This is a genomic window from Paenibacillus phytorum (genome assembly GCF_013141715.1).
GTDB classification, from domain to species: Bacteria; Bacillota; Bacilli; order Paenibacillales; family NBRC-103111; genus Paenibacillus_E; species Paenibacillus_E phytorum.
This window is the reverse complement of sequence record NZ_WHOA01000208.1, coordinates 21,257-28,596: the sequence shown is the minus strand read 5'-3', so window position 1 is coordinate 28,596 and position 7,340 is coordinate 21,257. Positions and strand designations below refer to the sequence as shown.

The 7,340-nt window shown below is 43.9% G+C and carries 5 protein-coding genes; all 5 read left to right on the top strand.

What is annotated here, in order from left to right; translation table 11 throughout:
• Positions 1 to 516 precede the first annotated feature (516 nt).
• The 5 genes from GC098_RS30015 (at position 517) to GC098_RS29995 (ending at position 7,330) form a co-directional block, all read left to right on the top strand.
• Positions 517 to 2,256: a sensor histidine kinase gene (locus GC098_RS30015; protein ID WP_171647137.1), complete on the top strand. Its 1,740-nt coding sequence runs from the start codon at positions 517 to 519 to the stop codon at positions 2,254 to 2,256.
• 2 nt (positions 2,257 to 2,258) lie between these two features.
• Positions 2,259 to 3,611 (top strand): response regulator transcription factor, encoded by a 1,353-nt coding sequence (locus GC098_RS30010; RefSeq protein ID WP_171647135.1) that lies wholly within the window; start codon positions 2,259 to 2,261, stop codon positions 3,609 to 3,611.
• A gap of 116 nt (positions 3,612 to 3,727) precedes the next feature.
• Complete coding sequence (locus tag GC098_RS30005) at positions 3,728 to 5,455, top strand: extracellular solute-binding protein (RefSeq protein WP_171647133.1); 1,728 nt, start codon at positions 3,728 to 3,730, stop codon at positions 5,453 to 5,455.
• 81 nt (positions 5,456 to 5,536) lie between these two features.
• Positions 5,537 to 6,427 carry an ABC transporter permease gene (locus tag GC098_RS30000; protein ID WP_171647131.1) on the top strand — a complete coding sequence of 297 codons (891 nt, stop codon included), beginning with the start codon at positions 5,537 to 5,539 and terminating at the stop codon, positions 6,425 to 6,427.
• A 15-nt stretch (positions 6,428 to 6,442) separates the two neighbouring features.
• Positions 6,443 to 7,330, top strand: a complete 888-nt coding sequence (locus GC098_RS29995) for a carbohydrate ABC transporter permease (RefSeq protein ID WP_171647129.1) — start codon at positions 6,443 to 6,445, stop codon at positions 7,328 to 7,330.
• The last annotated feature ends 10 nt before the right edge of the window (positions 7,331 to 7,340 follow it).

The following is a 7,340-nucleotide window of genomic DNA, read 5'->3' as shown; positions in this document are numbered from 1 at the left end:
ACGATTATTTTGATTACGCATGACTTATTGATTGCGCAGCAGGCGAAGCGGGTTGTGCATTTTCGGGATGGGCGGTTGAGTGAAGTTGTTTAGTGTTTATAAGACCGGAACTCCAAACAAGGGGTTCCGGTTTTTTTTGTTTTCTTTGAGTTATTCATTGAAAATTTTAAAATGGACAGTCTTGCGGAAATTACGATTAAGAAATCCGAAATGAACTTTTGGATGCACGATAAAACCAATTTTGAAATACAGAGGGAATTATTTTTAGTTTCGAAAATTCAGGTGTTGAACATTGGAATCCGCAGGGCCTGCAGTTGACAGTCCCGGCTAAAGGAGAGATACTGTCGTTGTCGAACGCCGGATTTGATCAGCACCCAGTCTCCTTCCTGCAATGTGACCGATTCACGGTTTAGTTCAAGCTTTCCCTCCCCTTCCAAACAAAATCCGCCGAAACCGTTCCTTTCTTCGGATATATAGCTTTACCTTATAATACATCAAGTTCAAGGAGGAAGATTATTGAAATTACAGGTTGCAGGGAAAGCATCGAAATGGGTTGTCTATCAGAAAATGATCTTCGTCTTTATCTTATTTTTCCTTCCCCTTATTTCCATGAACATTTGGTTGAATTACAAAGGAATGTCCATAACTAGACAAACAATTCTGAATTCCGCTGTGGCTGGTGCGGACTTTTATTCAAAGCAGTTGGATAACGAACTGTATTTAATTCGAAAATTACAGCTTCAACTGCTAAACGATGATAATCTGCAGAAGCTGAGTTTCCGGGGCAAGACACTGGAGAATTATGAAGAAGTCGAGTTCATTAATCGGGTCATAGATCGACTATCGACTCTTACCGAATCCAGTGAATATGTGGTGAACGCGGGCGTTTATGTCGAAGCCGTTGGAAAAACCATCTCCACGAAAAACGACGTTACCGTTACACCGAATCCGGAAATGGAATTGATTAAGTCCCTTATCCCAATTACGCCAAAGCCTTCGTTTTATCGGATCGGGGAAAGGATCTTTTTCATTGAAGTTGGAAATTACGGAGGCATCTGGTCCTATATCGAAATCTCGAAACCTAAGCTGCTAAACGCTTTAAGAGAAATAACAAACTTGTATCCGGAGTCCAATGTCTTTCTCGGAAATCAAGAATCTGGTGTTGTCTTGACGACTGCGAAGAAAGATGAGGATTCCGCCGAGATATTGAACTTGACAAGCGAGCCAAACGTTAAAGACTCGAATGGGTCGGTGATCAGAAAGCTCCATGATATAAGCTACTTTATCATCCGGGATGAGGTCAGATCCATGCACTTGTCCTTAATTATGTACGTCAACCAGAATGAAATCACGCGTCCTTTAGTCCATTTTAGTTCGTGGTTCTATTCCCTGTTCTTTATGGCCGTTATCGTTATGGTGCTGTACTCCATTTCCGTTCATTTGATGATCCACAGACCGTTATCCAAGCTTGTCAAAGCTTTTCATATGCTTGAAGCCGATAACCTCAATATCATCATTGAGTCCAAGTCAAATGATGAGTTTCATTATGTCTTCAACGGCTTCAATAACATGGCCCACAAACTGAAAAAATCGATCGAAGAAATCTATGAGCAGAAGATCGCGTTGCAGCACTCCCAGTTCAAGCAGCTCCAATCTCAAATTAACCCGCATTTTCTTTACAATTGCTTTTTCAACATTCATGTAATGTGCCTAGTGGGAGAGACGGACGGAGCCGCTACGCTTTCCCAAAAACTGGGGAGCTACTATAAGTACATCACAAGAAGTGGATCGGATGAGGTTCCGTTTTATAAAGAATATCGCCATGCACTCGATTATTGTGAAATCCAATGTATTCGATTCTCAAACCGGATTGCTTACGAATTTCAGGAAATTTCGGATATTCCGCAATTTATCTCCGTGCCGCGACTGATTATTCAGCCCATTGTCGAAAATGCGTTCGAACACGCCTTTGAAGACGGTACAACGGAAGGGATCGTCTACATTAGTACATATTATCATGAAGGGAGATTGCAAGTGACGATTGAGGATAACGGAAACATGCTAACCGACGAACATGTGGAACAATTGCGAAAAAAACTCACAATGGATTCGAAACATATTGAAAAAACGGGATTAATTAACGTGAATAACCGGCTTCAGCTAAAGTATGCATCGGGCAGCGGACTCTTCGTCTCGCGCAGTCCATATGGGGGATTAAGGGTTGATTTAGTTATAATCTTGGATAAGGAGGCTTGACCATGTACCGACTGTTGATTGTAGACGACGAGCCCGGCATCGTAAATGGTCTGGTTCAGCTTTTTCAGGAGAATACTCAATTCGAACTGGATGTATGCAAGGCCTATTCCGCCAAAGAAGCTGTCGAGATCGCAAAGAAAAAGAAGCTGGATATTCTACTCAGCGATATACGTATGCCCCAAAAGAACGGACTTCAGCTCATTGATGAAATTACCTTCTATTGGCCGTTATGCCGCATCATATTTCTGAGCGGATACAGTGATTTTGATTACATTCATGAAGCTCTGCGCAAAAACGTGGACGATTATATCCTGAAAACAGAAGGAGTTGGCCCCATTTTCGAAGCCGTGAAGCAGGCTTCCAAAAAACTCGATGAAGAGAACCGCCGTAGAATTCAAGAAGAGAAGGCTAGGATGCATTTTCAAATCGCCGAGCCTTTTTTGAAAGACGAGCTAGTGAGAAGGGTGCTGAAAGGCGAGCTTATGCGTTCTCTGAGAAACGAGTCTCGTTATGAAGATGTGGACTTTTGCATTTCGATTGATCAGCCAGCATTTTTACTGATTGGAAGCATCGACCGCTTGGAGGATGTGACTTCCAGGGGGCTTCTTGAATCTGTTCAAAGGACATTTGACAATTACCTGCCCGCGACAATTGCAAGAGAGCAGGCTATTTTAGGTAATGATCTACTTGTCTGGCTTCTGCAGCCTGAAGAGGTGCTGCTAAGTCGTTTTCAGGCCGCTGAAACGGCGATTGAATCGCAATGGAATGCTGTCAAAGTCTATATGAAAGGCATTTTGGAACAAGTACAAAATGATTGTGAACTAAGGTTGGGTGTATTCGTATCATTCGGCATATCCGGAAATCCTGTAAGCATATGGGACACAATCCGGGATCAATATGAATCCTTACGGTCCATGCTGAAAAACAGGGTGTCAGCAGGCCAAAATATGGTCATGATCGACCTCGAAGGATCCAGTATAGATGAGGAATCTTTATATGAGCGCAGCGGGATGAGGCAGGAAGACGTAAAATCGTTGGTCATTGACCAAATTCATACGTATATACATGAGCATTTATCTGGAGATATCTCGCTGACCTCCATTGCGGAGAAGGTGCATTTTAACCCGTCGTACTTATCTCGCTTTTATAAACAAATGACAGGGAGTAATTTGCTTGAATATATCCATACGATGAGGCTGGAGGAGGCGATTCGCCTTATGGAACATACCAACCTGAAGTTAAATGAAATTGCTGTGCGAGTCGGGTTTGATTCGCATTCCTATTTCACGACATTCTTCAAGAGAAAGAAGGGCATCTCCCCCCAAGAATATCGGAATAACAAAACAAATGAGTAAAGAAAGTGAAAGGGAATGTAAAAAACTCAAAATTGAAAGCACGTTCACTTGGTCTCATAATTAACTTAGAAATAGATTCATCACAGTTAATAGAAAAAGGGAGGAACGTGTTCAATATGAAACGGATTGCAACATGGAAGATGATTTTGATTGCGACGATGACGCTTTCGGTATTATCAGCATGCTCAAATCAAGGAAAAGAGACAACTAATTCAACGCCTCAGACCTCTACCAATGGGGGGGACAAGGGGAGTAACGCGTCAAATGATCCGTTTGGCAAGTATCCCAATACGGTAACGGTAACGGAAGTGCTTGGCTACATTGCTCCGGAAGATCCCCGGATTCCCAAAGGAATCACTCCGGAACAGAACGCTTATATTAAAAGTCTCAAAGATATGCTGAATATTGAACTGAAGTATAAATGGACAGTTCCGACAAACCAATACGACCAAAAGTTTTCACTGGCCATTGCATCCAATGACTTGCCGGATATTATGGAACTGGATCAGACCAATTATGAGAAAATGAAAAAAGCGGGAATGCTTGCCGATCTGACTGAAGCCTATAATAAATACGCCTCTCCGGCGCTTAAGAAATATATGGAGTCCGATGGCGGCTTTGCGCTGAAGGCATTCAGCGAGGATGGGAAATTATTCGGACTTCCGGGCTTTGAGGATCCTTTCTTGTCCACACAACTGTTATGGATTCGAAAGGATTGGCTCGACAACCTGCATTTGCAGCAGCCTAAAACAATGGATGAATTGGAAAAAGTAGCACTGTCTTTTGTGCAAAATGACCCGGATCAGAATGGAAAAAGCGACACATATGGGATCGCAGCCCAAAAAAATCTGTTCTACTGGGGATTTGATCTCCGGGGGTTCTTTAACGGATTTGGCGCTTATCCGTCGGTCGGTAATAACCAATCCGCCTGGATTAAGGATGGAAGCGGCAAGTTGATTCCCGGGCTCATCCAGCCTGAGGTGAAGATGGCGCTCGGGAAGCTGCAGTCCTGGTACAAGGAAGGGATTTTGGATAAAGAATTTGCGTTGAAGGATGAGAACAAAGCGGTTGAAGATATTACTGCAGGAAAAGTAGGGATTTCCTATGGGGAGTGGTGGTACCCGAACTGGCCCCTGAACCTGAATGTGGACAAGGATCCGAAGGCGGACTGGATTGCACTACAAATTCCTGGCTTGAATGGCCCCGGGAAATCGCTCGTTCCGAAGCTTCGTGCAAACAAACTCATGGCCGTGAACAAAAATACGGCAAACCCGGAAGCGGCCATCAAGATGATCAACTTCTACATTGAAATGGGCAATAAGAAATATATAGATCAGAATAAAGCTGAGAACGGTTACGTGTACAATTGGTTCTATCCCCGGATTTACAATCCGGCTCAAATCGAAACGATCTATACCGAAGTCAATAAAGCGCTGGAAGCGAAACAAAATGAAGTTACGCTGGATGATGAAAATTACAAGAACGTAGCGGATGTCTTCAAAGCAACAAACCAATATCTTGCAGGGAATACTTCGGAAGCGACCAAAGGCGTGAACTGGGGACAATATTTCAGCCGTGCGGCTAAAGACGGCGGCTGGGGAATTACGCGCCAGATCAAACAGAGTAAAGCTTATGTCTATAATGAGCTCTACGCTCTTCCTACGAAATCCCAAGCGGAAAAGGGAGCTCAGATGGATAAATTAATGTCGGAGAGCTTCACCAAGATTATTATGGGCGGATCTCTCGATGATTTCGACAAATTTGTATCCAGTTGGAAATCCCTTGGCGGCGAACAAATCACCAATGAGGTCAACGACTGGTACGGCAAGCTGGCTGTAAAATAATTGTATTTGTTGTAAGAACGGGAGGGTTTGGCCCGAGCAATTGGCAAATCCCTCCCATTTTAAACGAAAGGAGGTCCGTCGGTGAGGACTCTCAAAACAGAATATCCGCTTCATTTGATGCTGGTGCCCGGTTTGATCGTCACGCTGATCTATGCCTACGGCCCGATGGCCGGCCTTGTGATGGCATTTCAGCAGTTTGAGCCGCTATCCGGTTTTTTTCACTCCAAGTTCATCGGATTAGATAATTTCAGGTATGTATTCGAACTGCCCGATTTCAAACAGGTACTCTGGAACACCATTCTCATCTCGGTTTTTAAAATGATGCTGTTCTTGCTTGTTCCATTGATTCTGGCATTGCTTCTTAACGAGGTAACCAAAAGATGGTTCTCGCGTATCATTCAATCTGCTATTTTTTTGCCGTTCTTTCTGTCCTGGACCGTACTTGGCGGCGTCATTATTGAATTATTCGCTCTGAACGGCCCAATAAACGGCCTGATCGCCGCCTTGCATATAAAGCCAATCATGTTTATGCTGGACAACCAGTGGTTTCGGGGGATTATCGTCGCTTCCGATGTCTGGAAAGGGATGGGCTACAATATGATTGTAATGCTAGCGGCTATTACCGGAATCAATGCGACTCTGTATGAGGCAGCAGAAGTGGATGGGGCCGGAAGATGGAAACAAATGCTGCATATTACGCTTCCGGGCATGGCGCCGATTCTGATTTTGCTTGGCGTATTAAGCCTTGGAGGCATTCTCAATGCGGGCTTTGAGCAAATCCTGATTCTGTATAACCCGACGGTCTACGCAGGTGCGGATGTAATCGATACATTCGTTTACCGGCTCGGGATGTTTAGTCAACAATTCGGACCCGCCGCCGCTGTTGGATTGTTCAAGTCCGTGATTTCCCTTGTACTCGTGTCTTTGACCTACTATGCGGCCTATAAATATAACAATTACAGAATTTTTTAACATAGAGGTGGAGAGATGCATAATCGAACAATTGGAAGAACGCTTTTCGTACTATTCAATTCGCTGCTTCTAACGGTTATCACTTTACTAGGCATTTTTCCGTTCCTTCATTTGCTCTCGATCTCGCTTAGTTCGAACATAGCGGCAATTGCAGGCGAGGTGAAGCTGTGGCCGGTCGGTTTTAATCTGGATGCGTACAGCTATCTGGCTCAAAAGGTTGAGTTTTTTCGTTCGCTATGGGTGTCCATTGAGAGGGTAATTTTGGGTACAGCGATCAATTTGTTTCTTGTATTTATTACGGCTTATCCGTTATCAAAATCTACTGAAGCATTTAGGCTCCGAACCAAATATGTTTGGTTCTTTGCGATTACGATGTTCTTCGGTGGCGGGTTAATCCCAACTTATATGATCGTATTGAGCACCGGCTTGATAAATTCCATTTGGGCTCTGATTTTGCCTGGAGCACTCAGTGTTTGGAACATGGTCCTGATGCTGAATTTTTTCAGATCGATTCCGAAGGAACTGGATGAGGCAGCAACGATTGACGGAGCAGGACATTGGAGAATATTGTTTCAAATTTACTTGCCAGTCTCACTGCCGTCGATCGCAACTATTGGTTTGTTTACGATTGTGGGACACTGGAATTCATGGTTCGACGGCATTCTGTACTTGAACTCCCCGGACAAGTATCCTCTTCAGACCTATCTGTCCACACTCATCATGTCGAGTAGTTCTCAGATGGCATCGCTCTCGGTTGAACAGATCAAGGAGATGGGGAATATGAGCGAGAAAACGCTTAGGGCAGCCCAAATTTTCATGGGGGCGCTGCCAATCATGCTTGTGTATCCCTTCTCGCAAAAGTATTTTATCAAAGGAATGACGGTAGGAAGCGTAAAAGAATAATTTTATTGGA

What these genes read in the sequence shown, in the direction of transcription:
- GC098_RS30010 (WP_171647135.1), top strand. Translation starts at nt 2,259, where the DNA reads ATGTACCGACTGTTGATTGTAGACGACGAGCCCGGCATCGTAAATGGT.
- GC098_RS30005 (WP_171647133.1), top strand. Translation starts at nt 3,728, where the DNA reads ATGAAACGGATTGCAACATGGAAGATGATTTTGATTGCGACGATGACG.
- GC098_RS29995 (WP_171647129.1), top strand. Translation starts at nt 6,443, where the DNA reads ATGCATAATCGAACAATTGGAAGAACGCTTTTCGTACTATTCAATTCG.